Raw genomic sequence first — 22622 nt, 5'->3', positions numbered from 1 at the left:
AGCACCTTATCGGTGGCGAATCGTCAGATGGTTGAAATCGCCAAAGCCGTGTCTTTTAACTCGGATGTATTGATCATGGATGAGCCGACGTCTGCTATTACTGAGACCGAAGTGGCGCATTTATTTGAGATTATTCGAGGCTTACGCAAACGGGGTATTGGTATCGTTTATATCACTCATAAAATGAGTGAGTTATTTGAAATAGCCGATGAATTTTCTGTATTTCGTGATGGAAAATACATTGGTACGCATGCTTCTGCTGACGTTACCCGTGATGAAATCATCCGCATGATGGTGGGTCGTAATGTGGATCAGATGTTTCCAAAAGAGGACGTTGCATTAGGCGATGTCCTACTGTCGGTCAAAAATCTAACCCTAAATGGCGTATTTCACGATGTGTCATTTGATGTGAGAGCGGGTGAAATATTAGGCTTTGCTGGTCTTGTCGGTTCGGGTAGATCCAATGTCGCAGAGGCCATTTTTGGTGTCACTCCCGCAGACTCAGGTACCGTATGTATTGAGGGTGAAGAAGTCCATATCAAAAATCCTAATGACGCCATTATGAAGGGTATGGCGTTTTTAACAGAAGACCGAAAAGAAACCGGTTGTTTCCTATCGTTGGATATTCAAGAAAACATTCAGTCTGCTGTTTTGCATGAGCATTTTGTCGGTGGCGGCGGTTTTGTCGATCAAAAAAGACTGAATGAAGAATCTGAAGCCTTGTGCCGAAAGCTACGTGTAAAAACCCCAAACATGGAAGAAGCCATCGAGAACCTTTCTGGTGGTAACCAACAAAAAGTGTTGATTGCTCGTTGGCTACTGACTCACCCACGTATTTTGATCTTAGATGAACCCACACGAGGTATCGATGTTGGGGCAAAAGCTGAAATCCATTCATTGGTTACAAAGCTGGCCCATAAAGGGGTCGCGGTCATCATGATTTCTTCCGAATTGCCTGAAGTGCTAGGGATGAGTGATCGGGTGCTTGTTATGCACGAAGGACGTGTGACGGGCATTTTAGATCGTTCAGAAGCCGATCAAGTATCAGTAATGAATTTAGCCGCTCAATAGTACAAGAATTAGAAAAATAAGAGGTTCTTATGACGACGTTAGACAACACCATGAAAGAAGTAAATGACAACCCAGATACCCAGAAGAAAAAACGTATTCCTGCGGAAGTCAGCATTTTATTAGTTTTGATTGGCATCTCCGTTATGTTTGAAATACTCGGCTGGATTTTTGTCGGTCAGAGCTTTTTAATGAATATGAGTCGGTTGCAAATCATCATATTACAGGTTTCTGTTATTGGTATTATTGCCATAGGGGTCACCATGGTCATCATCACCGGAGGGATAGATTTGTCTTCTGGGTCTGTGGTGGCGATGTCGGCCATGATTGCTGCGACGTTTGCTCAATCCAGTAGTTGGCCTAAGGTTATTTCTCCAGCGTTAACGGATTTGCCCTTTTTTGTGCCCTTGATGGTGGGTTTAACGGTTGGGGCATTGGCTGGCTTTGTGAATGGCTGGCTCATCACCAAAACACGTATACCACCATTTATTGCCACATTAGGTATGATGGTATCCGCGCGAGGTGTGGCTCGTTGGTATACTGATGGCAGTCCTGTGTCTGGTTTTACCAATGAATTTGCCATGTTAGGGAATGCCTTAGATCGTTGGATGCCCGTTGTTATCTTTATTATAGTGGCCATCATTTTTCATGTGGTCATGCGCTATACCCGCTTTGGTAAATTCACCTACGCAATAGGTGCAAACCCTCAAGCTGCGCGAGTATCGGGTATCAATATAGATCGTCACTTAATTAAGGTTTATACCATTGCAGGTTTGTTGGTTGGGTTGGCAGCCATGGTGGCCATCGCACGTATTAAAACAGCGCAGGCAGGTATGGGGTTGATGTACGAATTGGACGCTATTGCCGCTGCGGTCATTGGTGGTGTGTCTTTATCTGGTGGGCGAGGCCGTATTGCGGGGACAGTGATTGGCGCTTTGATTTTAGGTGTTATGCTTTCCGGTTTTACGTTTTTACGCATTGATGCCTACTATCAAGACATAATCAAAGGCGCCATCATTGTTGTTGCGGTGATTATTGATCAACAACGTCAGAACAAACGCAAGAAAACCACCTAGCGTAGAGCGTTGTCTTGTCAAATCAATCGGTACTCCCATTGCAGCTTAGCGTTGACTAAGCTGCTTTTTTATCCCTGTTGTTGCGTTATGTTTAATCGATTTTGCGTGTTAGTGTTTACCTTGCTCTATCAACGGTGGTGGTTTTATTCAGATGTTTCTTGGCTTTCGTCAAATTTATAAAAGAAATTCCATAAACAGTAAAAAGTAATGCCCGCTGCAATCATGCCCCAGAACGGTTCTCCGGATAACCATTCCACCAATGTCCAGCCAAAACAGAAAACGGTAGCGGTGACACGACGCCATTTAGGGCGAAAAAATTTACGATCAGCTTCGTTCAAAATGAAAGTCCTATTTTTATATGATTTTCTTGACTAAGAGACGGTATCTAGAGGTTTGATACTAGACACGTTAGTAACCACTAAGTTAGAATTTTTATTCTAAAATTGCAATAATTACTTCTCTCTTGATAAGCCCATTTGTTTCATTATGCTGCTGTGCTTGCTGTTACGGAGAGAACTTTGAGTACAGAGAGTATTTTATGTCAAACGTTGCGCCAGAATCATTGACGGACTTAAAAGAGACCATTAAACAGCACTATCCAAAGTTAAGTAAGCGGTTGCGTCAAGTGGCAGAGTTTGTTTTAGACGCACCAAGTGATGTCGCATTTGGTACTGTTGCTGTGCTGTCAAAAGACGCTGGGGTGCATCCTTCTACTTGGGTTCGCTTTGCTAATGCGTTTGGTTTTAGCGGGTTTAGCGAGATGCAGAAATTGTTCCAGCAGAATCTAATGGAAGAGGCGCCCAGTTATCAAGACAGAATTCGTATGGCAAGAGAAGCATTTGGCGATGAAAATAGTGAACAGTCGCCGTCTCAATTGCTGACTCGATTTTCCCACGCAAATGCGATTGCTCTTGGGCATTTGAGTGAAACCACTGCGGCTGAGGATTTGGATAAAGCCATACAAATATTGTCCCAAGCCAATGCTGCGCATGTTGTCGGAGTAAGACGAGCATTTGTCGTCGCCAGTTATTTTGCTTATGCGTTGCGCCATATTGATCGTAAGGCTTATTTAATTGATGGTGTCGGGGGTATGTATAAGGAACAAGCGAGTGCATTGGATAAGAATGATGTGATGATCGCGGTGAGTTTTCACCCTTATGCGGAAGAAACGCAAATGGTGGCAAAAGCGGCAGCAGAGAAAAAAGTGCCTCTGATTGTGATCACCGATAATCAAATAAGCCCTTTGGCTTCCATCGCATCTGTTTGTTTTGTGGTCAAGGAAGCGGAAATTCAGTCTTTTCGTTCGTTGTCCTCTTCACTTTGTTTGGCACAAGCTTTGTCTATTGGTTTGGCTTATGAGTTAGAGAAAAAGAACGCTAGATAAACCAAATGCCTGATTATTCAAGGGCTGGCTTGTACCAAGTGTTCTTTTACTAACCCATTTTCAACAAGGCGTATAAAAACGAAAGCTTACTGCGCTTTCGTTTTGCTATTACCGAGAGAAATGTGGCGTGATCCTGTTAACTGAGATTGTCCGCTAACCCCTGAATCGATTTTATCTATCTGTCCACCGCGCGCAAGAAACTCTTGCATTTGCTTTTCAATGGATTCCGAAGTTTCCGAAGCAGCCGGCTGTTTCTTTTTAGTTGCCATGATAAATAGTCCTTGTTTTTAGATTGAACAAGGACTATACCAGAATTTCATAAAATTTGCTTGTTATTGGCTAACGTCTGCAATCGTGTGTCTATCTTTGGTTGCGTTGAACCATCCTGCCATTAGTGAGAATGAGGATGGTAACGACGAACAATCGGATTTAACAGTCTTGTCAGCCAGCCTGTAAACTCAATCGGCGCGTCTAAAACTGTTAGACAGATGCATTCTGCGTCTTTTGTGACGATGGGTTTATGTTTGTGACTCGCGTCACGGTTGATAAAGTCACCTTGACGATAAATACCGCTTTCATCCGAAAAAGCCCCTTCCAATACGAGAGTGATTTCGTCACCTGTATGGGTATGGGTTGGCATATGGGCGCCAGCTTTTACTCTGGTCAGAGCGATTTGTGCGCCGCCTTCTTCGTTGTAAAGCGTTGCTATCTTAAAAGAGGGCGATAGGCGCATCCACGTAAGATCATCATAGCTTTTGGTAATAAACTGGCGCAGGCTACGTGGAATGGCGTAATCATCCCATCTCATGTCTTTATCTTCTTGAGGCGATACCTTATTGTCTTCTTTTGGGCTAGGCTGTTGCGCTAGATTTTTGAAGAAGCTGTCTTTTAGGTTACTGAGCTGACGAGATTCTGTCTGAGCCTGATCAAAAAGATGTGCGCCGAGCATTTCCAACTTTCTAATCTGCTGTTGGCATTCAGGACAGCGTTCTAAATGTGTGGACACACACAAGGAATGCGCCAAAGGTAGTGAGCCAGCAGCGTAGTCTGTTAGTATTTCAATCGATGGATGGTAGTTTATCATCGATACTACCTCTTAACGTAAATAGTGAGTTTATGCAAAGCAAGGCGAACCCGAGATTTTATCGTTCCAAGAGGAAGAGACAATTCTTCAGCGGCTTCCTTATGTGTTTTCCCTTCTAAGTAAACTTTTGACAAAACCTGCTTTTGATCAGCTGGTAATTTGTTTAAGCCTTGCTGAATACGTTCTTGATCTCTTTTTTGCTGTGCGTCTTTAAATGGATCGGCATTTTCGTCGATCACATGTTCCCAAAGATATTCCGGATCAATATCTGACTGATGTCGGCTGTTTCGACGTAAATAATCGATACGAGCATTTCTCGCTAGAGTAAAGACCCAAGTATTAAGCGATGCCGATTCAGGTTTGTAAGTGTGTGCTTTGTTCCAAATACGTATCATGACTTCTTGCGCAATATCATCGGCCATTAAATTGGCACCAGGCTGAGCGGCAAGACAGAACGATCTTACTTTTGGTACATAGTGATCAAATAAACGGCCTAAAGCGGCTTGATCCCTATGTTGAGCGACGGCATAAATGTCCGTGACTCGTTGTTCGTCGTCGGGTAGTTGAGTTGCGCGTTCCATTTATCGCTCCAAAAAGCAAAATTGTCATACGCTTAGTTTGCGTTGTATCAAATATACGCTGTATTTATTCGAGAGGATCACTTTTATTTACGTAAATAGTGTTTAAATTTCTTTTGAAAGTGATCCAGAATGCACCGCAACGCGTTAAACAAAATATGGTGACACAAAATACCACCCAATTAGGTAACTGCTAAGGTAAGTGACGAGTATGACGGACGCAAATATGGCTTCCAATTCTTTATTAATAGAGCGCTTTAAAGCGTTTTATCAAGACGTTAAGCATCCAAAGTTAGAAAAAATGGATGATGTTTACACAGAAGATGTGCTCTTTAAGGACCCTGTTCATGAGTTGCGCGGTGCCGAAAGTTTGCACGCTTACTTGTCCGAAATGTGTGTCAATGTGCACAGTGGGCGTTTTGAATATTTGGATCAGCTCGTCTCTGAGAATACAGCCTATATCAAATGGAATATGCATTTTAAACACCCTAAGTTAGGCAACAAAACGATTACTGTGCGTGGTATGAGCCAAGTGCAGTTTAATGAGCGCATCTATTTCCATGAAGACGTGTATGACCTTGGTCAGTTAATTTATGAACACGTGCCTTTGTTGGGTACTGCCGTGAAAGGTTTAAAAAAGCGCTTGGCAAGGTAGTTTGGGGAGAACAAGGAGCATGATAATGGACAAAGGTGTTGTATGGATTACCGGAGCCAGTTCTGGTATTGGTCTGTCGTTAACAAAGCAATACTTAGAAGCAGGATGGCAAGTGTTAGCCAGTGCGAGAACGCAAGGCGAATTGGTTACTTTGTCAGAATCCTATGAAAGCCTAACCTTTGTGGCTTTTGATATTTCCGATGACAGTCAGGTTCAAGCCGTAAGAGAAACCTTAATGCTACATACTGCACATTTAGATTGTGCGATTTTAAATGCGGGCACCTGCGAATATCTTAATATGACAGATACAGATCCTGATTGGAAAATGATGGATAGAATTATGTCGGTTAATTTTTTTGGTTTGGTAAACAGTGTGGATGTATGTTTGCCGTTATTGAAGAAATCCTCGCGGCCGCATTTAGTCGGAGTAAGTTCACAAGCGGTTCAGGCCGCTTTCCCACAAGCGGAAGCTTATGGCGCGAGCAAAGCGGCTGTGCGTTATTTCCTCTCTTCCCTACGTATGGACTTAAAGCAATTCAATATTGATGTGACCTGTTTATTGCCGGGCTTTGTTGATACACCTCTGACGCAAAAAAATACGTTTTCTATGCCATTTTTAATGTCGTCTGATGATGCGGCGAAAAGAATGTTCAATGCTTTAGCCTCCCGTCCTTTTGAGTTTGCCTTTCCTAAGCGTTTATCGGTCATGCTGTGGGCTGGACGGCACTTCCCAAAATTATGGTTGTCTATATTGGCACCTAAAAAAAATCATAACGACTAATATCACCAGTGACAATTGGCTATTACATCCGCTCGGTGAGTGAATGATATAAGGTATTTTAAGGGGACAATGAGTGAAAATTGCCATAATTGGTTCAGGGATATCTGGCTTGACTAGTGCTTATCTTCTACAGCAGCAGCACGAAGTGACAGTCTTTGAATCGGAAAATCGTATTGGTGGTCATACGGCAACCGTAGATGTAAAAGAAGCAGAACAGACTCGGGCAGTTGATACGGGTTTTATTGTTTTCAATGATTGGACGTATCCGAATTTTATTCGGCTAATGGATGAGTTGGGTGTGGCATCTAAAGCGACAGAGATGAGTTTTAGTGTGAGTTGTCAGGATACGGGCCTCGAATACGGAGGCAACAATTTAAATACACTGTTTGCCCAGCGTCGCAACTTATTGAACTTCTCTTTTATTGGTATGTTAAAAGATATTTTACGTTTCAATAAAGAAGCCATCCAAGACCTAGACAGCGGTCAATTAAAGGAAGGTGTGACGCTTGGAGAGTATTTGCAGCAAAAGGGCTATGGTCGCCGTTTTGCCAGTCATTATTTGATTCCAATGGGCAGTGCGATTTGGTCATCGACATTGGATGAAATGATGGCATTTCCATTGGTGTTTTTCGTCCGCTTCTTTAAAAACCACGGTTTGTTAAGTGTGAATGATCGCCCGCAATGGCGAGTCATTGAAGGGGGATCATCGGCGTATTTACAGCCTTTAGTCGAAAAGTTTAAAGACCGTATTCAGCTTGGCGCGACTATCGACAAAGTACATCGTTCTGAGACCGATGTGGTGATTCACTTTGCAGATGGCTCTACACAAGTGTTCGATCAAATTGTGTTTGCCTGCCATAGTGATCAGGCGTTGGCGTTATTGGCGGACCCTTCTAAAGAGGAGCACGCGATTTTATCGGCTCTGCCTTATCGAAACAACGATGTGGTACTTCATACCGATACCAGACTGTTGCCGAAAAAGAAACTCGCTTGGTCTAGTTGGAATTACTATCTTGGAAAGGATCGAACTAAGCCTGCTACCCTAAGTTATAACATGAATATTCTGCAGCATTTTTCCAGTGATACCACCTATGTGGTTACCTTGAACCAAACAGACATGATTGCGGAAGACAAAATCGTGGGGCGTTTCCAGTACTCTCATCCTACCTTTACCTTGGCGGGTATTAACGCTCAGGATCGTTGGTCAGAAATTAATGGGGTAAACAAAACGTGGTTTTGTGGGGCTTATTGGCGTAACGGTTTCCATGAAGATGGTTGTTGGAGTGGCGTTCGTGTGGCTAATGGATTGGGAATCACATGGTAGATTTTCTGCCTAAGCACAGCGCTGTCTATCATGGCACTGTGCGCCATCGTCGTTTTTTACCGCGTACTCATGCGTTTCGTTATAGCGTCTTTATGATGTACTTCGATTTAGATGAGTTAAATGATGTGTTGGCGATGAGTCCCTGGTGGTCTGTTAAACCTTGGTCCTTAGCTCGATTTGCTCGACAAGATTATTTTGGGGATTCGTCTGTTTCTATTAAACAGGCAGTGCTGTCTGAAGTGAATGAGCGTTTGGGCTTGGATTTATCAGGTCCAGTGCGCATGTTAACCAATTGTCGATATTTTGGCTTCATCATCAATCCCATCACTATTTATTATTGCTTCGACAAACATGAGCAACTGCAAGCCATGCTGCTTGAAGTAACGAATACGCCTTGGCGGGAAAAAATACCTTATGTTTTAAAATGTGATCCACTCCTGCCTATGCAGCGTATGCAATTTAACAAGGCAATGCATGTATCGCCATTTCATCCGATGGAACATTTTTATGACTGGCGAAGCAATGTTCCTCATAAGAAGCTAGCGGTGCATATGCAGAATAAAGAGTTAGTAGGGGAAAAGTGCGTGTTTGATGCCACCTTATCACTGACTCGAATGTCGTTAACGTCTTCTACTATGGCGAGGGTGTTGTTTCGTTATCCTGTCATGACAATGCAAGTTGCCTTTGGCATTTATTGGCAAGCACTAAAGTTATGGATAAAAAAGGTGCCTTTTTATTCGCATCCGAACTCATCGTCTACCAAGATCAAATAGGGTAGAAATATGGCATTTAGGAGATTAATACCTATGAACTCCGTTAGTATGGAAAATCAGAAAGTGAAAAATAACACAACAACTTGGTTCGATACGCTAGCACGCAAGATGGTGTTTGCGATGTTAGGAAAATTGGAAATTGGCCATTTAACATTAGATGAGAATGGTAAAACCTATACCTTCGGAGAAGACAAGGAAAGCACTCGCTATATTGCGCATATCCAAGTTCATGACATTCATGCTTATCGTGACGTATTTTTAAACAGTAGTATTGGCGCTGGCGAAGCTTATATGAAGGGCTGGTGGTCTTCTTCGGATGTGGTTGCGGTGATTCGCTTGATGGTGGCCAATCTTAGTTTGATCAATAAAATGGACGCTAAACGTCCCATATGGAGCCGTATAGGGGCAAAGATCGTTCATAAATTGAATGCCAATACGAAGAAAGGGTCGAAAGATAATATTTCCGCTCACTATGACCTAGGCAACGATTTTTTCTCCTTATTTTTAGACCCTACCATGATGTATTCCTCGGCGGTTTACCCACAGCTGAATTCTTCTTTAGAAGAAGCATCGGTAAATAAACTGGATCGTATTTGCCAAAAGCTTCAATTAAGCAAAGACGATCACCTATTAGAAATCGGCACAGGTTGGGGTGGCATGGCGATTCACGCCGCTAAGAACTATGGCTGTCGAGTAACCACCACCACAATTTCCAAAGAACAGTATGAGTTTGCTAAGGCACGAGTGGAAGCCGAAGGTTTGCAAGATAAGATTACCTTGTTGCTTGAAGATTACCGCGATTTACAAGGGCAATACGATAAGCTTGTTTCTATTGAAATGATTGAAGCGGTGGGTCACGAATACTATGACAGCTATTTCTCTAAGTGCAGCGAGCTGTTAAAACCCCATGGTGTGATGGTGATTCAAGCCATTACCATTGCGGATCAACGTTACGATTATGCACGCCGTTCAGTGGATTTTATCCAACGTTACATCTTCCCAGGTGGTTGTTTGCCATCCAATCAGGTGATTGCTCATAAAATAGCGTCAAAAACTGACATGCAAATTGTGGGACTGGAGGACATTACAGAGCATTATGCCAAAACGTTAGCGGATTGGCGCACACGTTTCCATGCCGCTCGTCATGAAGTGACGAACATGGGTTTTGACGACGTATTTTGCCGTATGTGGGACTTTTATTTGGCTTATTGCGAAGGTGGCTTCAAAGAAAGGGCCATTAGTACAGGGCAGTTTGTCTTTGCCAAACCCGATCATCGTTTGTCTATTGAGACGAATTAAAGGGAGCATATGGCATGAAATCCTTATTGAATGCCATTCTATTTCAAGCGGTTTGGTTTATTTGTTTATTAGCGGGCGATCTTTGGGCTCTCGCTGCCACGGCTTCGTATCTGTTCTTGCATGATCGTTATTTTATGCATACTCGAAGAGAATGGCGTTTATTTTTAGTTTTCCTAACATTAGGTATTATCGTTGATGGTACCCTGTTTCATGTTGGCGTGTTCTCTGCTTCAGCTGATAATTTAGACACAATAAGCTTGCCACCCGTTTGGTTACTGTGTCTTTGGGTGAGTGTTGCGACCTTATTTGCCCATAGCCTATCTTTTCTTCGTTCACGATATATATTGGGGGCGTTAATGGGTGCTATTGGGCCAACATTGAGTTATTTTGCTGGTGCAAAGCTGTCAGGTATTAGCTTAGCAGAGCCTGTTGGACAGACTTTATTGATCGTAGCGATTATTTGGTCGTTGGTGATACCGCTGGGAATTTGGCTGAGCGAAAAATGGACATTGTTTGATGCCTAAGAGTTCTTGTATTTGCTTCTGTATCAGCGTTATCTCTATCTGATATGGGTCTCACTTGATGATAAATAAGTGTATGACGTAATCTAAAATGTAAGGGTGAGAAATGAAGCTATCTTTTGTTTGTTTGCCGCAGAAGCGGTCCTTTGTGACGTTGTTTTTTTCTTTATTATTTAGTGCCTTCAGTTTGGCTGATACGCCAGTTTCTAGCAATGCCGACTTTTCCAAAATAGTAGGCAGTGCCTACAGTTTGAAAACCGGTGCTTTATTGTACCGAGAAACACATCAAATGCTCGATGACAAAAGTCATAAGGTGGAATATTCAGAGCCAGATGGCCGTGTGTTTGCGAATAAAACCCTAGATTTTTCTCAATCGCGTATTACTCCCAGCTTTTCACAGGTTAATGAGCGTAACGGTGAAACCATAGATGTGAAACAAGTGAATAATCGCTTGGAAGTAAACTATGTAGAAAACCGAAAAGCCCAGCCAGAAGTCGGTTCGATCCCATTGGTAGCGGGTATTGTGGTAGATGCCGGTTTTGATGGTTTTGTTAAACAGTACTGGGATACCTTGAAAACAGGTAAACAGATGGATATCGAATATTTGGTGCCTAGCCAGCAAACCACGTTTTCTTTTCGTGTTGCTAAAGCCGATTGTCTTGATGGAACACAGGATGGAGCGATGTGTTTCGCTTTGTCTCCCATTTCCTGGTTTGTCAAAATAGCAGTGGATCCGATAGTGGTTGCTTATGATCCTTTAGATAAGCGCTTATTGCGTTTCACCGGACGCGCCAATATATGCGATGAAAACGGCAAATATCAGAGTGTAGATATTCAGTACCATTATTTTTAACACATTACTGCATCGCTCTTTTATTCTAGCGATAGCACTGCATATTCTAAGGAAATGACTATGAAAAACGTATGGTGTTCTGTCACAAGTAAAATGATGGCGGTGATACTGAGCATGTTGTTATTAACGGCTTGCTCTACCCCAGATGTGTCTTTGTACGCTAAAAATGAACCGAAGTTTGAATTACAAACTTTTTTTCTGGGCCTTTAACCGCGCATGGTATCTTGAAAAACCGCAGTGGTGAGGTGATTCGTTATTTCAATGCCACTCTAGAAGGAAGTTGGGAGAACGGCGTTGGGACGTTGGCTGAAGTGTTTGTGTTTGATGATGGTGAAGTTCAAAATCGTACTTGGACTATGACACCGAATGCAAAGGGCCAGTATACGGCAACAGCGAATGATGTGATTGGTTCTGGTGATGTAAAAATCGCAGGAAATGCATTGTTTATGAATTATGTTTTACAGGTTCAATACGACGGAGACCTAATAGAAGTTAATGTGGATGATCGTATGTATATGGTCAAAGATGGCGTTGTTATCAATGAGTCTGTGATGACAAAGTTTGGTGTTGAAGTCGGTTATCTTTCTATTGTGATTGCAAAAGTAACCGACTAATGGACCTTGTTTGTGATAATTTTTAAACATCCTAGCATAAAATGAATAATGCTTAAGGTGCTTTATTACTGGCTCTCATAGAGATTTAAGTCAAATATTCGATGTTATATGCTATATATAAAGGACTGCTTGGAGCGGTCTTTTTTTATGGGCGCTTTTATGTATTCTTGTCGCTATTCACAATTAACAGGCAAAGCCTTTGCATACAATTGGAGTTTTATCTTGATGATTCATAAATGGAGGGATGTGTCGGTATGTTTGGCGACGTCAGGGCAATAGCGTTTATTGAAAAAAAGGTATTATTTTTTTGCGGGTTACTCTCCATATTCCTCAGTTTTCTCCTCTTTGCCACAGGGCTCTATGTTTTTTTGTTAAATGACTTAGATAAACGAACCGATATGGCAAAAAATGCTTTGTCAGAGCACATGGAAAGTATTTTTGCCGAATTGCAACAAGTGGCGGATAACAGCGCTTTTGTTTGTGAAAGAGCTGATGTAGACCGTTTGCGTCGTGCTACTTTTTACTCTCCTATTTTTAAAGAGTTTGGTCTTTTCAATGCTGACTTTAAGGTGTATTGCTCCAACCTTGGGGCCATCAATATTTCCATATATAAATCCATTGTGTCCCGTATAAAAGACAGTAAAGATCGTAAAACGGTGTCGTTAATGGATTCTAATACCTTGGGCGAGTCAACTTTTTTGCTTTCTACCAAAGGTCTGACGGGCTGGGTGTTAATGGCTTAGCGCCGCCAAGCAGTTTTGCGATGACGGTGGATCAAATATTGTTGCCTGATTATGCTTACGAGTTAACACTGGGCAAGCACGTGCTGTTCTCAAACCGAGACCATATTGTTTCAGATCTGTTAGAAACGAAAAAAGAGACACTTGATGACTGGGCAATCGAATTAGAGGTGCTTTTAACAACCGACTTATACTGGAGCCGTTTGGTGTCACTGTTACCTTGGATCTTTGTGTGTTGGGTGCTGCTGTCTATTATCCTCTGTACAGGCTATTTTACCATTGCTTATTACCGACGTTCTCTAAGGCACTGCGTTAAACGCGCCATTAAAAATAATGCCATGGAGGTGTATTTTCAGCCTATTGTATCGCTGAATGTTGATGGTCAGTATGAAATGGAAGCACTGATTCGGTGGCGCTCTGTTTATCATGGTCAGGTTTCTCCTCTGGTTATTGTTGATATGGCGGATCGACTAGGCCTGATTGATGAACTGACTTGGATGGTGATTCGCAAAGTCGGTGATTTTTATCGCGAGTACCCTTTACCGTTAAATGATATTAATATTTCGGTGAATGTAGACAGGCACAGCTTACTTAGAGAAACTTTTGCGCCGAGTTTGGCAGGTATCCTTGACGAGTACCCTGAGCTGAAAGGCCGGTTAGGACTTGAGGTGACAGAAACCAGTGCCTTAGATGCCATTGATCTGCCTATTATGGTAAGCCGATTTGAACATATCAAAGCGCTAGGCGTTCATCTGTCTGTGGATGATTTTGGTACCGGTTATGCGGGATTGGATTTCTTGCGTCGCTTCCCTTATGACACGTTAAAGTTAGACCAAATATTTATTGCGAGTTTGAAAGACGATCAATTTACCCGCCAGATACTGACATCTGTGACTAAGTTGGCAAAAGAGTTAAACATGAAGTTAGTCGCAGAGGGCGTTGAGCGAGAGGATCAGCTCAATGCGGTCAGAGAGCCTCGGGGTTGATAGGGTTCAAGGGTATTATTTCTGCAGGCCGTTGCCCAAAGAGCAAGTGATTTCCTGGATTGAAGAACACGTTATAAAATGAGACAGGACAGCACATGATTGTAATACGGTCAGGCATCTCTTACTCTCTACCGCTCTTTTTTTGTGTATAAGGTTTTATATTATGGCGACGTTAGTTTTCCGACTGAAATATGTGCCAGATGAAGAAGCGAATGATATTCGTCAATTATTAACCGATCATGAGATCGCCTTTTATGAAACGTCTGCTGGGCGCTGGCAAGTGTCCATGGCTGGGTTGTGGGTAAAGGACAAGGAGCAGGCCGCAAAAGCGTTAGCGCTTATACGAGAAGATCAAATAGCACGTGCCCAAACTATGCGACCCATTTCGGTTGGGCAGTGGGTGTTAGGCTACCTTCAGCATGCGCGTCAAAATCCAGCAGAAGCTTTTTTTACTTTGATTGCCATAGTGTTAATTCTGGGTCTTTCTATTATGCCTTTTACGCTTTGGCTATAAGGACAATGTCACTCGCTTAAATGGCTTCGTTCAAAGGCTTTGTCAATAACGCGGCTTTACGTTGTACTCTTGCGCTGATTAATTGCACGTTAATGGCACTGATGATCACAATTAACATACCAAATAAGCTTAATAGGTCGGCATGGGAAGAGTGAATACTCTCGGTCCACCAACCAACAGCGACACAAAATTCTGTCAGTATGAAAGCCATAACGGGGGTCAAAGCAACGGAAGCACTGACTTGTACGGTTTGCCAGTAACGCATAGCTTGGGCAAATGCGCCATACGCGACCAACGTATTTAGACAGCAAAAAGCCGCAATCCAGGCATCGTCTGCGGACATGTTTACTAGTTCGCTGGGCGATGAAAATGGCAGCATAACAAGCAAGGCATAAACATAAATTGCCAATAAAATGTTTGTCGGCGCGAGTCGTTTGAATAAAGATTTTTGCAGTAAAGCATACAGAGACCAGGCTGCGGCAGACAGTTGAACAATGGCGAATCCAACCCAAATAGAGCCCTGACCACCTTGTCCAAAAATAGGATGAAAGAACACCAACATCCCTATTCCTATTCCGACAAAACACAACCATTGCTGCCAGTTTATGCTTTCTCTTAGAAAAAATAATCCACCCAAAGCGAGGAATAAAGGAGCAACCTGAAAGCTTAATTGTGCCGAGTCCTGTAATAAAAAGTCTAAGCTCCATGCGAAACTAGTGTAGTTAATAATCAAAAATGTACCTGCGGCAAAAAGCCGTAACCAGTCATGTTTAGATAAAAATTTGAATTCTTCCAGTTTACCACGTTGCCATTGCCATAAACCTAAAATGATACCCGCCACTGAAAAACGTAACCAAGTTAACGTAATAGGATCGGAAAAACTGCCAGACAACTTTAGCGCAATAGGTAGCATTCCCCAAAAGAGCACAGTCACAGCGCTAAAAAAAAGACCGTACAGAAAAGTCTGTTTAGCAGTGGGCATGATAATAGCCTTATAAAACGAGAGAAAATCAGAAAAGTCATATTGGCTTTCCTTAGGGATTAAAGCCAATGCATAATAGTTCTAATCATTATGCATAAATCGAGATTTACCTATGATTCCTAACTCTCTACAACATTTGGATCTCAAATCCTTGACTGGGCTTTTATATTTATTAGAAGAGCGTAATGTCGGACGTGCCGCGAATCGTTTGTATTTGAGTCAATCTGCCATGAGTCGCTTACTGAATCGATTGCGTGATGCCTTTAATGACCCTTTGTTTCTTCGTACTTCAAAAGGCATGGTGCCAACGTCAAAGGCATTGGCGCTAGAAGCACCTTTAAAGTTGCTATTGGAGCAGATGGCTGGACTCGACTCACCGCCAGATTTTCAACCACAGAGTAGCAATCGAGTGTTTCGTTTACAAACTACCCATTATCAAGCACAAGCTTATGTACCTTCGATAGCAGAACGCTTTTATCAAGAAGCGCCATTTGCTTCTTTGGAAACGACTACCATTACGGAAACCAGTTTGATCAGTCAAACGGAACATTCGGTCGATGTCGTTTTGTGTAGTGAATACATTGAAATTCCTAATACATACCGTAAGGTTTTATTAGGCCATGAAAAATTCCGCTGCATCATGTCGAATAATCACCCGCTCGCCAAGCAAGAGCATATTAGTCTGGATGAATATCTGAGCTTCTCTCATGTACTGGTGAGCATGGGAGGAACTCGACGAGCGGTGAGTGACCTAGTGTTAGGAGAGAGGCCCATGAACGCCGCTTTGCCTTTCGTACGCCTTATTTTTTGTCGGCATTAGAAACGGTTGGGCGAACGTCATTGTTGATCAGTACCAGTGGTTTGCTGGCGGATCGCTTTTGTGAACAATTTAATCTTACAATGAAACCATTACCTGTTGCCTTTCCAGACTCCAAATACTTTGTAAGCTGGCCTAAAAGTATTGAGAAAGACCCTGCTGTAAAGTGGTTTAGAACGCTCATTGAAGATGTTGCAAAAACATTAATTCCTTATCCAGAGCCGTAATATTCTAGAGCGATGATGTATCCGTAGATTTAGTCCAAGCTAAGAAATTCGGTTATACTCGCATTTTGGTTTGAAATAATGGCATTATTGTGGTCTTAAAAAGCAAGAATACGAAGAGCAAACGCACCAACAAGTTAGAACTTCATCCTCGCAACCCGCATCGAGCACGCTATGACTTTGCGTTATTGGCTGACTCCTGTCCGGAACTTTCAAACTTCATACAACTGAATCAATACGGCAATGAGTCCGTCGATTTTGCTAATCCCAATGCGGTTAAAACCTTAAACCGCGCCTTGCTGAGCCATTTTTACGGTGTGGCGTTTTGGGATATTCCGCCGGGCTATCTCTGTCCACCTATTCCAGGGCGTGCGGACTACATTCATTATCTGGCAGACCTGCTAGCGGCTAGCAATAACGGGGTTATTCCACGAGGAAAAGCAATAAAAGTCTTGGATGTTGGTGTGGGTGCTAACTGCGTGTATCCCATTATTGGTCATCAAGAATACGGTTGGCAGTTTGTAGGTTCAGACGTTAACCCTATTGCTGTGGCGACATGCGATACAATTGTGAAATCCAATGCTTGTTTAAAAGGCGCGATAGTGGTGCGGTTGCAGACGCAAGCTGACAAATTGTTTTCCGGCGTGTGGAAAGAAAAAGACCGTTTTGATTTGACCTTGTGTAATCCACCTTTTCATACCAGTGAGTCGGCTATGATGGATGAATCCCAGCGTAAATGGCGTGGTGTAAAAGGCAAAATAACAACCGCAAAACCTGCGCTAAATTTTGGTGGCACGTCTGCAGAACTTTGGTGTGATGGCGGTGAGGCAGGGTTTATCTCTCGAATGATTCAAGAAAGTGTGCAATACGCGGACCGTTGTTTTTGGTTTACCTCTTTAGTCGCACGTCAGGCGAATTTAGAAACGATTTATAGGACTTTAAAACAGGTTGGTGCTCGTCAGGTGAAAACGATTGATATGGCGCAAGGTCAAAAAATTAGTCGATTCGTCGCCTGGAGTTTTCTGGGGGACGATCAAATCGACTATTGGAAAGACAATTATTGGCAAAGCTGATGCCAGTTAGACATGACAAACGTAGGTTTGCCATGTCATTTGCTTAGTCAAAGTGCGGAGGCGATTTCGGCCGCTAAACGTGCGTTGTTAAACACCAATTGAATGTTGCTTGCTAAACTGTCACCGCCGGTTAATTCTGCAACACGTGCTAGCAAGAATGGTGTGGACTCTTTTCCAGCCACGCCTTGTTCTTCCATTTCTAGTAATGCTTGATTAATTGCTGCGTCAATAGTGGCTTTATCCATAGCAAATTCTTCAGGAATAGGGTTCGCGATAATCGCGCCGCCGTGTAATTCCATCGCCCATTTTGCCTTAATGAAATGGGCAATTTCCTCAGCTGAGATCATATTATAATCGACCGTTTGGTCACTTTCTCGGGTGTAAAAAGCAGGCAAGGTATCTGTTTTGTAGCCCAATACGGGGACACCCTGAGTTTCTAAGTATTCACGGGTTAGCGCAAGGTCAAGGATGGATTTTGCTCCAGCACAGACAACGGCAACATTGGTTTTTGCCAGCTCTTGCAAATCCGCAGAAATATCAAAGGTTTGCTGTGCACCGCGATGAACACCACCAATACCGCCAGTGGCAAATACCTTAATGCCTGCCATGGCTGCAATAATCATCGTAGCCGCTACCGTTGTCGCGCCATGTTGTTTCTTAGCCACGACATAGGGCAAGTCACGACGTGAGCACTTGGTGACGGATAAACCGGCTTTCGCTAAGGTGTCTATTTCATCGTTACTTAATCCCGCTTTTAGGCGGCCATCAATAATCGCGATGGTAGCAGGCACGGCACCATTATCACGAATGATTTGCTCTACTTTTTTGGCGGTTTCCGCGTTCTGTGGCCACGGCATACCATGAGAAATAATAGTGCTTTCTAGCGCTACAACGGGTTTTCCTGCCGTAATCGCTGCGGCAACATCTGGGTGTATATCTAAATATTCATTCATTGTTTTTCTATCCATTGGGTGACCGTTTGAACCGTTAGTTCTGGGTTGTTGGCATGAGGGCTTTCTAATGTCATAGCTGCACAAGCGAGAGCAAAAGACAGCGATTGATTTAGATTCATGTTTTGTTGACAAGCACTTAAGTAGCCGGCGAGTAAAGCGTCTCCAGCACCTGTGTCGCTAACGGCTTGAACTGGATAGCACGCTTGTCTAATCGTGTGCGTGCTGTCTGCATAAAGCACACCTTGCTTGCCTAGACTAAGTAAGACCTCGCCCACTCCTGCGCCAATCAAGGCTTTTGCTAGCGTTTCTGGATTGGTTTCTGCGCAACCAAGAATGGCCCTAGCTTCATCCTGATTGGCTTTGAGTAGGGTTAATTTTGGCAGTATTGCTTGTAAACGTGGTGCTTTAGCGGTGGAAACTGCATCCGCAATAAAGCGTGCTGATAGGGGCTGTTGAGCAAGCCAAGCAATGATGCCAGCGGGCAAGTTGGCATCGATAATAATACGATGAGCACTTTGTAACAGTGCCTGTTTGCTACTGAGCTTTTGTTCCTCTAGGCTGTCGATAATGCGCATGTCTGCAATAGCGGCCAGTAAGGTACCATTACTATCATTGATGGCAAGATACGTGCCTGTGGGCAAAGTTTCGTGACGTAAGACGTTGTGAGTTTCAACACCGCTTAAGCGTGTTTGCTCGATGAGCCAATCGCCGCGTTGATCTAATCCAATAGGCGCAATTAGGTGTACGTGTTCACCTAGACGGGCTAGATTTTCGGCAATATTTCGCCCAACACCACCTGGACTTTGGCTAATGGTGCCTGGATTTGAATCGTGTGAGTGTAGGTTTTTGTCGCTATGGCCGTTGATGTCCACATTGGCACCACCCAAAACGACATAAGTGTTTTGCTCAGCAAGCAAATAGCCCTTTCCTAAGATATACCCTTGTCGAGTCAACTGCATGATATGACCAGCAACGGACTCTCGACTCATATTGAGTCGGTTTGCAATAGCTTGTTGTGACGCAAGCGGATCGCTTTTTATGGCTTGATAAACACGATATGTTTGATCTTTCATAAGCTAAATAACAAAAGTTTAAATGAATAACTTATGTTATTATTTGCGTAAATACAAGATCGTTTATGAGAATATGGCATACAATTTAAATACCCCCTATTATCTGTGAATATGCGTGTGCATTGTCCCTAATGCTTAGTAGCCTAGGTCATTAGCATCAAAGAGGTTTTAGAGTGTTGAAAAGCTTTCAAGCACGACTGATCATGTTTGTTTTAATACTGCTTGCGCTGGCGCAGTTGGGCACGGCTTTGGCTGTATTGTCATCGTTAAAAAAAGACAATTACAGGCAGGGGGTTGATTCGATCGATGTCTCGCGCAAAGTATTTGATTTATTACTCGAAGCGCGCGCTGAGCAGTTGACCAAAGGTGTTGAAATATTAACGTCAGATTTTGGTTTTAAACAAGCCGTTGCAACACGAGAAACAGGCACATTACAATCAGTATTGCAAAATCATGGTGCCCGTATTAACGCTGACATTTCACTGCTGGTTTCGCCTCGAGGTGAGGTCATTACCGTTACTCAAGAAATTGAAATGAGTAATACCATCTCTGAACTGGTATTGTCTGCTCGTCGGTCAGGTGGGGCGTCAATCAGTACTATGATCGATTTTGATAATCGAGCTTACCAGTTGGTTTTGGTGCCAGTGAGGCTCTCAATGTCATTGCCTGGGTGGGCATGGCTTTCTCGTTAGATCAGGTTTTGGCGGAACAAATCAAAAACGTCACAGGGCTAGATATTAGTTTTGTTTACGAGACCAATGATGAAGAAAAGTTGGCTGGCTTTTCAACATTGCCAACCGATGAGAAGGTAAGGCTATTTAATAGTATAGGCGACATTAACGATGTTCTTGAGTATCCCATTTTCTCTAATGATGAAAAATATTTGTCTTTGGGGGTGGATTTAGGTATTCCAACACAATGGGGTATTATTCACCTACCTTATGGACCTTGGTTAGAAAGCTACAATAATACCCGTAGTCAGCTTATATTGATTTTTACGGGGGTATTGGCGCTGGCCTTATTATTTGGTGTGGCGTTGGCTCGAAATATGACCCAGCCGATTGGACGTTTAGTGGAATATGCATCGCAAATCGGTCGCGGATCCAGCAAAGAAAGTATTGAAGCGCCATCAGTATCTGGTGAGTTTGGTGTGTTGTCTAACACCATGAAAGTCATGCAAGAATCGATTATTAATCGTGAAGAAGAACTGACTTATCGGGCATCTCACGATCAACTGACGGGGTTATTTAATCAAAGTGCCGTTGAGCATTATTTAAGTGAAGCCTTGCCAAAAACCACAGGCGCTTTGGTGTTACTGAATATTCGCCAGTTTAAGCAAATTAATAATATGCTGGGCTTTGATGTTGGTAATGTTTTGTTGTCGAAAATGGCTGAGCGCCTTCAACAATACTGGAAAAAAGACGCCCTAATGTTGGCACGGATGAGTGCGGATAAGTTCTTAGTGATTTCCAACAAAGACATAGCTTGCCAAGATTGCAGTGATTTGAAGCGTTTTTTACATGATGAGTTCGAGGTGGAAAAAGGCTCTAGTATTCGACTGGATATTAGTATTGCGGTACTGCCTTTTGAATATGCGACGGCCAGTGTGAATAGCGCCATGAGGCGGCTGGATATTGTTGCTGACAAAGCACGAGAAGAGAGCGAGCTTTGTGTGTTTTATAAAGAGGGCCAGGATGAAGATCATCGCCGTAGACTGATGATCATTCGAGATTTGCCTATTGCGCTGGAAAGCAATCAGCTGTTTGTCGTTTATCAGCCTAAGGTTGGAGGGGCATTAAATGATTGTCATGAAGCGGAAGCGCTGATTCGATGGGTTCATCCCGAACTGGGTTTTCTCCCGCCCGATGAGTTTATCTCTTTGTTAGAGCATGCCGGTAACATACAGGTGCTCACTAAATGGGTACTGAATACGGTATTATCACAACTGAGCCAATGGTGGGCACAAGGGCACGAAATTCGTGTTGCGGTCAACTTATCTGCTCATGACCTTGTAGATGAAGAGTTACCTGAGACGGTTGCTAAGGCATTAAAAACGTACGGTTTACCTGAACGTGCTCTGGCTCTTGAAGTCACCGAAAGTGCGGTAATGAAAGATCGAGTGAAAGTGATTGGGGTACTGAAAGCCTTGCAAGAAATGGGTATTCATCTGGCTATTGATGATTTTGGTACAGGTCAATCTTCTCTGTCGTATTTGCGTGAATTGCCGGTGAACGAAGTAAAAATTGATCGAGCCTTTATTCAATACATTGATACCAACAAGGGTGATGAGTTCATCACCAAAGCGACCATTGAACTGTCCCATAGCTTGGGCTTTCAAGTGACGGCGGAAGGCGCTGAAAATGCGGAAGGTGTGGCGCTCTTAAATCAATATCATTGTGATAAAATTCAAGGCTACTTTTTTTCTAAGCCCTTGGTTGCAGAAGAGTTTTATAAATGGCGTGAGGCATTTCACTCGCGTTAACCCCTAATCAATCTTACACGCTGTTAATGTGAGGTTTATTTCAATATGTTGCTTTTGATACGGATGGCATTGCTCTTATTGTTGGTGGTAGGTGTCACACTTTTTGGTATTGTGTTTTGTCTACTGACGCTATGGTCGAAAAATCGTGTGTATTATTTAGGTAGAGTGTTTGCTCAAGTGGTACCTTTATTTGGTTTATCGGTTGAAGGTCGAGTGGCGGAGTCCACAAAAAACATTCCTCAAGCGGTTTATGTGGCGAATCATCAAAATAATTTTGATTTATTCACTCTCGCTGTAGTGGTCCCTAAAGGTGTGGTGACGGTAGGAAAGACCAGTTTACGCTGGATTCCATTTTTTGGCATTTTGTACTGGGCCAGTGGTAACTTCCTGATTAATCGAGAAAATCGACGACAAGCGATTGCCACTATTGATCAAATCGTCTCTAGTATGACCAAAACTGGATTGTCTATCTGGATGTTTCCAGAGGGCACTCGCAGCCGAGGACGTGGCTGGTTACCTTTTAAACGTGGTGCTTTTCATGCGGCAGTCCAAGCAGGTGTTCCTATTGTTCCTGTTGTCTGTAGCAGCACTCATGGTCAAGTACATTTGAACCGCTGGCATAATGGCAAGGTGCTGGTTGAAATGCTACCTCCCATTGATACCTCAGGATTACAAGAGACCGACGTGGTAGGTTTGATGAAGCAATGTGAGCAACAGATGCAGGCAACCCAGCAACGATTGGATCGCGAACTCCTGCGTGCTCACTAA

General features: G+C 43.1%; 28 protein-coding genes. 21 read left to right on the top strand and 7 right to left on the bottom strand.

Going from position 1 to position 22622, the window contains the following annotated elements:
- Positions 1 to 12 precede the first annotated feature (12 nt).
- Both AC0L6V_RS15505 and AC0L6V_RS15500 read left to right on the top strand, forming a co-directional pair.
- Positions 13 to 1071: a sugar ABC transporter ATP-binding protein gene (locus AC0L6V_RS15505; RefSeq protein WP_418138406.1), complete on the top strand. Its 1059-nt coding sequence runs from the start codon at positions 13 to 15 to the stop codon at positions 1069 to 1071.
- Between the two features lie 29 nt (positions 1072 to 1100).
- A complete protein-coding gene (locus AC0L6V_RS15500) occupies positions 1101 to 2144 on the top strand; it encodes an ABC transporter permease (protein WP_265218058.1) in 1044 nt (347 codons plus the stop codon).
- A gap of 143 nt (positions 2145 to 2287) precedes the next feature.
- Here the strand turns inward: AC0L6V_RS15500 and AC0L6V_RS15495 are convergent, their stop codons facing one another.
- On the bottom strand, positions 2288 to 2482 hold the full coding sequence (locus AC0L6V_RS15495; RefSeq protein WP_321160280.1) for a hypothetical protein: 195 nt from the start codon (positions 2480 to 2482) through the stop codon (positions 2288 to 2290).
- Between the two features lie 200 nt (positions 2483 to 2682).
- Here AC0L6V_RS15495 and AC0L6V_RS15490 point away from each other — a divergent pair, with 200 nt between their 5' ends.
- Positions 2683 to 3528: a MurR/RpiR family transcriptional regulator gene (locus AC0L6V_RS15490; protein ID WP_265218057.1), complete on the top strand. Its 846-nt coding sequence runs from the start codon at positions 2683 to 2685 to the stop codon at positions 3526 to 3528.
- 86 nt (positions 3529 to 3614) lie between these two features.
- On the opposite strand, the gene AC0L6V_RS15485 is transcribed toward AC0L6V_RS15490, so the two are convergent.
- The 3 genes from AC0L6V_RS15485 to AC0L6V_RS15475 all read right to left on the bottom strand — a co-directional run bounded on the left by AC0L6V_RS15485 (position 3615) and on the right by AC0L6V_RS15475 (position 5193).
- Positions 3615 to 3797 carry a hypothetical protein gene (locus AC0L6V_RS15485; protein WP_024025667.1) on the bottom strand — a complete coding sequence of 61 codons (183 nt, stop codon included), beginning with the start codon at positions 3795 to 3797 and terminating at the stop codon, positions 3615 to 3617.
- A gap of 122 nt (positions 3798 to 3919) precedes the next feature.
- Complete coding sequence (locus tag AC0L6V_RS15480; protein WP_265218056.1) at positions 3920 to 4612, bottom strand: ChrR family anti-sigma-E factor; 693 nt, start codon at positions 4610 to 4612, stop codon at positions 3920 to 3922.
- Between the two features lie 5 nt (positions 4613 to 4617).
- Positions 4618 to 5193: a sigma-70 family RNA polymerase sigma factor gene (locus AC0L6V_RS15475; RefSeq protein ID WP_265218055.1), complete on the bottom strand. Its 576-nt coding sequence runs from the start codon at positions 5191 to 5193 to the stop codon at positions 4618 to 4620.
- Between the two features lie 208 nt (positions 5194 to 5401).
- Here AC0L6V_RS15475 and AC0L6V_RS15470 point away from each other — a divergent pair, with 208 nt between their 5' ends.
- The 12 genes from AC0L6V_RS15470 to AC0L6V_RS15415 all read left to right on the top strand — a co-directional run bounded on the left by AC0L6V_RS15470 (position 5402) and on the right by AC0L6V_RS15415 (position 14250).
- Positions 5402 to 5845: a nuclear transport factor 2 family protein gene (locus AC0L6V_RS15470; RefSeq protein ID WP_265218054.1), complete on the top strand. Its 444-nt coding sequence runs from the start codon at positions 5402 to 5404 to the stop codon at positions 5843 to 5845.
- Between the two features lie 25 nt (positions 5846 to 5870).
- The gene (locus tag AC0L6V_RS15465; RefSeq protein WP_265218053.1) at positions 5871 to 6626 is read left to right on the top strand and encodes an SDR family NAD(P)-dependent oxidoreductase; all 756 of its coding nucleotides are present in this window, start codon (positions 5871 to 5873) and stop codon (positions 6624 to 6626) included.
- Between the two features lie 73 nt (positions 6627 to 6699).
- Entirely contained in the window at positions 6700 to 7950 is a 1251-nt protein-coding gene (locus AC0L6V_RS15460; protein ID WP_265218052.1) for an NAD(P)/FAD-dependent oxidoreductase, read from the top strand.
- A complete protein-coding gene (locus AC0L6V_RS15455) occupies positions 7944 to 8723 on the top strand; it encodes a DUF1365 domain-containing protein (protein WP_265218051.1) in 780 nt (259 codons plus the stop codon). The genes AC0L6V_RS15460 and AC0L6V_RS15455 overlap by 7 nt, the downstream gene beginning before the upstream one ends.
- Positions 8724 to 8756: 33 nt before the next feature.
- The gene (locus AC0L6V_RS15450) at positions 8757 to 10022 is read left to right on the top strand and encodes an SAM-dependent methyltransferase (RefSeq protein WP_265218050.1); all 1266 of its coding nucleotides are present in this window, start codon (positions 8757 to 8759) and stop codon (positions 10020 to 10022) included.
- A 14-nt stretch (positions 10023 to 10036) separates the two neighbouring features.
- Positions 10037 to 10546 (top strand): DUF2878 domain-containing protein, encoded by a 510-nt coding sequence (locus tag AC0L6V_RS15445; protein WP_409418752.1) that lies wholly within the window; start codon positions 10037 to 10039, stop codon positions 10544 to 10546.
- Positions 10547 to 10649: 103 nt separating this feature from the next.
- The gene (locus tag AC0L6V_RS15440) at positions 10650 to 11396 is read left to right on the top strand and encodes a hypothetical protein (protein WP_265218048.1); all 747 of its coding nucleotides are present in this window, start codon (positions 10650 to 10652) and stop codon (positions 11394 to 11396) included.
- A 60-nt stretch (positions 11397 to 11456) separates the two neighbouring features.
- Positions 11457 to 11606: a hypothetical protein gene (locus AC0L6V_RS15435; protein ID WP_418138405.1), complete on the top strand. Its 150-nt coding sequence runs from the start codon at positions 11457 to 11459 to the stop codon at positions 11604 to 11606.
- 14 nt (positions 11607 to 11620) lie between these two features.
- A complete protein-coding gene (locus AC0L6V_RS15430; RefSeq protein ID WP_418138404.1) occupies positions 11621 to 12010 on the top strand; it encodes a DUF3833 family protein in 390 nt (129 codons plus the stop codon).
- 398 nt (positions 12011 to 12408) lie between these two features.
- Positions 12409 to 12753, top strand: coding sequence for a CSS-motif domain-containing protein (locus tag AC0L6V_RS15425; protein WP_418138403.1), 345 nt, complete (start codon positions 12409 to 12411; stop codon positions 12751 to 12753).
- Between the two features lie 20 nt (positions 12754 to 12773).
- Positions 12774 to 13736 (top strand): EAL domain-containing protein, encoded by a 963-nt coding sequence (locus tag AC0L6V_RS15420; RefSeq protein ID WP_418138401.1) that lies wholly within the window; start codon positions 12774 to 12776, stop codon positions 13734 to 13736.
- Between the two features lie 163 nt (positions 13737 to 13899).
- Positions 13900 to 14250, top strand: a complete 351-nt coding sequence (locus tag AC0L6V_RS15415) for a DUF6164 family protein (RefSeq protein ID WP_265218045.1) — start codon at positions 13900 to 13902, stop codon at positions 14248 to 14250.
- A gap of 16 nt (positions 14251 to 14266) precedes the next feature.
- On the opposite strand, the gene AC0L6V_RS15410 is transcribed toward AC0L6V_RS15415, so the two are convergent.
- A complete protein-coding gene (locus AC0L6V_RS15410; protein ID WP_418138400.1) occupies positions 14267 to 15232 on the bottom strand; it encodes a DMT family transporter in 966 nt (321 codons plus the stop codon).
- Positions 15233 to 15344: 112 nt separating this feature from the next.
- On the opposite strand from AC0L6V_RS15410, the gene AC0L6V_RS15405 reads away from it, so the two are divergent.
- From AC0L6V_RS15405 to rlmF, 3 genes are all read left to right on the top strand, one after another.
- The gene (locus tag AC0L6V_RS15405) at positions 15345 to 16052 is read left to right on the top strand and encodes a LysR family transcriptional regulator (protein WP_265218043.1); all 708 of its coding nucleotides are present in this window, start codon (positions 15345 to 15347) and stop codon (positions 16050 to 16052) included.
- A 20-nt stretch (positions 16053 to 16072) separates the two neighbouring features.
- Positions 16073 to 16276, top strand: a complete 204-nt coding sequence (locus tag AC0L6V_RS15400; protein WP_265218042.1) for a type 2 periplasmic-binding domain-containing protein — start codon at positions 16073 to 16075, stop codon at positions 16274 to 16276.
- An 89-nt stretch (positions 16277 to 16365) separates the two neighbouring features.
- Positions 16366 to 17346 (top strand): 23S rRNA (adenine(1618)-N(6))-methyltransferase RlmF, encoded by a 981-nt coding sequence (rlmF, locus tag AC0L6V_RS15395; protein ID WP_265218041.1) that lies wholly within the window; start codon positions 16366 to 16368, stop codon positions 17344 to 17346.
- 47 nt (positions 17347 to 17393) lie between these two features.
- Here rlmF and AC0L6V_RS15390 read toward each other — a convergent pair whose 3' ends face one another.
- The gene (locus AC0L6V_RS15390; RefSeq protein WP_265218040.1) at positions 17394 to 18299 is read right to left on the bottom strand and encodes a pseudouridine-5'-phosphate glycosidase; all 906 of its coding nucleotides are present in this window, start codon (positions 18297 to 18299) and stop codon (positions 17394 to 17396) included.
- Positions 18296 to 19372: a carbohydrate kinase gene (locus AC0L6V_RS15385; RefSeq protein ID WP_265218039.1), complete on the bottom strand. Its 1077-nt coding sequence runs from the start codon at positions 19370 to 19372 to the stop codon at positions 18296 to 18298. Before AC0L6V_RS15385 ends, AC0L6V_RS15390 begins: the two co-directional genes overlap by 4 nt.
- A 173-nt stretch (positions 19373 to 19545) precedes the next feature.
- Here AC0L6V_RS15385 and AC0L6V_RS15380 point away from each other — a divergent pair, with 173 nt between their 5' ends.
- From AC0L6V_RS15380 to AC0L6V_RS15370, 3 genes are read left to right on the top strand one after another with little or no spacing between them, the layout of a single operon-like run.
- On the top strand, positions 19546 to 20064 hold the full coding sequence (locus tag AC0L6V_RS15380; protein WP_418138399.1) for a hypothetical protein: 519 nt from the start codon (positions 19546 to 19548) through the stop codon (positions 20062 to 20064).
- Positions 20049 to 21854 carry a GGDEF domain-containing phosphodiesterase gene (locus tag AC0L6V_RS15375; protein WP_265218037.1) on the top strand — a complete coding sequence of 602 codons (1806 nt, stop codon included), beginning with the start codon at positions 20049 to 20051 and terminating at the stop codon, positions 21852 to 21854. The genes AC0L6V_RS15380 and AC0L6V_RS15375 overlap by 16 nt, the downstream gene beginning before the upstream one ends.
- Before the next feature lie 45 nt (positions 21855 to 21899).
- Complete coding sequence (locus tag AC0L6V_RS15370) at positions 21900 to 22622, top strand: 1-acylglycerol-3-phosphate O-acyltransferase (protein WP_418138398.1); 723 nt, start codon at positions 21900 to 21902, stop codon at positions 22620 to 22622.

It is taken from the genome of Marinomonas sp. G8-14, assembly GCF_055808935.1.
Note: the sequence above shows the minus strand (reverse complement) of the source record. Positions and strands in the feature narration are given on the sequence as shown.

Coding starts and splice junctions, on each gene's coding strand:
- AC0L6V_RS15500 (WP_265218058.1), top strand. CDS start 1,101: ATGACGACGTTAGACAACACCATGAAAGAAGTAAATGACAACCCAGAT.
- AC0L6V_RS15490 (WP_265218057.1), top strand. CDS start 2,683: ATGTCAAACGTTGCGCCAGAATCATTGACGGACTTAAAAGAGACCATT.
- AC0L6V_RS15485 (WP_024025667.1), bottom strand. CDS start 3,797: ATGGCAACTAAAAAGAAACAGCCGGCTGCTTCGGAAACTTCGGAATCC.
- AC0L6V_RS15480 (WP_265218056.1), bottom strand. CDS start 4,612: ATGATAAACTACCATCCATCGATTGAAATACTAACAGACTACGCTGCT.
- AC0L6V_RS15475 (WP_265218055.1), bottom strand. CDS start 5,193: ATGGAACGCGCAACTCAACTACCCGACGACGAACAACGAGTCACGGAC.
- AC0L6V_RS15470 (WP_265218054.1), top strand. CDS start 5,402: ATGACGGACGCAAATATGGCTTCCAATTCTTTATTAATAGAGCGCTTT.
- AC0L6V_RS15465 (WP_265218053.1), top strand. CDS start 5,871: ATGGACAAAGGTGTTGTATGGATTACCGGAGCCAGTTCTGGTATTGGT.
- AC0L6V_RS15455 (WP_265218051.1), top strand. CDS start 7,944: ATGGTAGATTTTCTGCCTAAGCACAGCGCTGTCTATCATGGCACTGTG.
- AC0L6V_RS15450 (WP_265218050.1), top strand. CDS start 8,757: ATGAACTCCGTTAGTATGGAAAATCAGAAAGTGAAAAATAACACAACA.
- AC0L6V_RS15445 (WP_409418752.1), top strand. CDS start 10,037: ATGAAATCCTTATTGAATGCCATTCTATTTCAAGCGGTTTGGTTTATT.
- AC0L6V_RS15440 (WP_265218048.1), top strand. CDS start 10,650: ATGAAGCTATCTTTTGTTTGTTTGCCGCAGAAGCGGTCCTTTGTGACG.
- AC0L6V_RS15435 (WP_418138405.1), top strand. CDS start 11,457: ATGAAAAACGTATGGTGTTCTGTCACAAGTAAAATGATGGCGGTGATA.
- AC0L6V_RS15425 (WP_418138403.1), top strand. CDS start 12,409: ATGGCAAAAAATGCTTTGTCAGAGCACATGGAAAGTATTTTTGCCGAA.
- AC0L6V_RS15420 (WP_418138401.1), top strand. CDS start 12,774: ATGACGGTGGATCAAATATTGTTGCCTGATTATGCTTACGAGTTAACA.
- AC0L6V_RS15415 (WP_265218045.1), top strand. CDS start 13,900: ATGGCGACGTTAGTTTTCCGACTGAAATATGTGCCAGATGAAGAAGCG.
- AC0L6V_RS15410 (WP_418138400.1), bottom strand. CDS start 15,232: ATGCCCACTGCTAAACAGACTTTTCTGTACGGTCTTTTTTTTAGCGCT.
- AC0L6V_RS15405 (WP_265218043.1), top strand. CDS start 15,345: ATGATTCCTAACTCTCTACAACATTTGGATCTCAAATCCTTGACTGGG.
- AC0L6V_RS15390 (WP_265218040.1), bottom strand. CDS start 18,299: ATGAATGAATATTTAGATATACACCCAGATGTTGCCGCAGCGATTACG.
- AC0L6V_RS15385 (WP_265218039.1), bottom strand. CDS start 19,372: ATGAAAGATCAAACATATCGTGTTTATCAAGCCATAAAAAGCGATCCG.
- AC0L6V_RS15375 (WP_265218037.1), top strand. CDS start 20,049: ATGGCTTTCTCGTTAGATCAGGTTTTGGCGGAACAAATCAAAAACGTC.
- AC0L6V_RS15370 (WP_418138398.1), top strand. CDS start 21,900: ATGTTGCTTTTGATACGGATGGCATTGCTCTTATTGTTGGTGGTAGGT.